The 1,199-nt window shown below is 42.0% G+C and carries 1 protein-coding gene; it reads left to right on the top strand.

The genetic code is table 11. The annotated features are described in order from the left end of the window. Positions 1-996 precede the first annotated feature (996 nt). The coding region (locus AB5935_RS27085; RefSeq protein ID WP_368327986.1) for a hypothetical protein at positions 997-1,199 on the top strand (203 nt) is incomplete at its 3' end.

The following is a 1,199-nucleotide window of genomic DNA, read 5'->3' as shown; positions in this document are numbered from 1 at the left end:
GTTTATCGGTGTATTCTCCGTTAAACCGTCCTGTTTTCGTTAAACGAAAACACAACTTGCTGTCCCCTAATGGGGACAACATTCTCCAATAGGAATTGTGTATCAGCCTATTGTACGGTTATTCTCCTGTGATTTTCGGGTCATTTCCATCAGGCATTTGCCGGCTGCTCTCCCCATAAAAAGGTGGCTATCTCTCCTGAATCATGTGACTTACGCCCATAATTCAGGAATAAGGGAGACGTATGTACTGGAAATCTGCCCTTTCCATACCCTATTCTCCATTAATGGATTGTTATTTTTACACATCTGCAAATGGAGAATGACAGGTAGCCGTATACGCCTTATTGTTTTTCTTCATTGTCTCCATTAACGGATTGCTACTTCTACACTTCTGCAAATGAAGAATGTGCATGTAACCGTGTATGTCTTATGGTTTCTTTTCCTTGTCTCCATTGATGGATTGATACTTCTACACTTCTGCAAATGGAGAGCGGCAGTGAGCCGTATATGCTTCATGGTTTTTCTACATTATCTCCATTAATGGATTGCTACTTCTACACTTCTGCAAATGGAGAAATGGACATGTAGCCGTATATGCTTCATGGTTTTCTGCATTATCTCCATTAATGGATTGCTACTTCTACACTTCTGCAAATGGAGAAATGGACATGTAGCCGTATATAGTTCATTGTTTTTTTCATCGTCTCCATTAACGGATTGCTACTTCTACACTTCTGCAAATGGAGAATGACAGGTAGCCGTGTATGACTTATGGTTTCTTTTTCTTGTCTCCATTGATGGATTGCTACTTCTACACTTCTGCAAATGGAGAACGTGCAGGTAGCCGTGTATGACTTATGGTTTTTCTTCATTGTCTCCATTAACGGATTGCTACTTCTACACTTCTGCAAATGGAGAATGGCAGGTAGCCGTATATGCCTTATTGTTTTTTTTCATCGTCTCCATTAACGGATTGCCACTTCTACACTTCTGCAAATGGAGAACGTGCAGGTAGCCGTGTACGCCTTATGTTTTTTCTTCCTTGTCTCCATTAACGGATTGATATTTTTACACTTCCACAGACCGATAATCCAAGAATCCGTATCAGAACGGATGCATGCTCCCACACCTGCCCATAAGGATTTGAAAGGGGCGGTGGACAAGGAACGGAATCCCGCCACTTTTCCACGCCGCTACGG

The organism is Phocaeicola sp. RTP21198st1_B8_RTP21198_201120 (assembly GCF_040929485.1).
GTDB classification, from domain to species: domain Bacteria; phylum Bacteroidota; class Bacteroidia; order Bacteroidales; family Bacteroidaceae; genus Phocaeicola; species Phocaeicola dorei.
The sequence above is the reverse complement of the archived record's forward strand: the minus strand, read 5'-3'. Positions and strand labels throughout refer to the sequence as shown.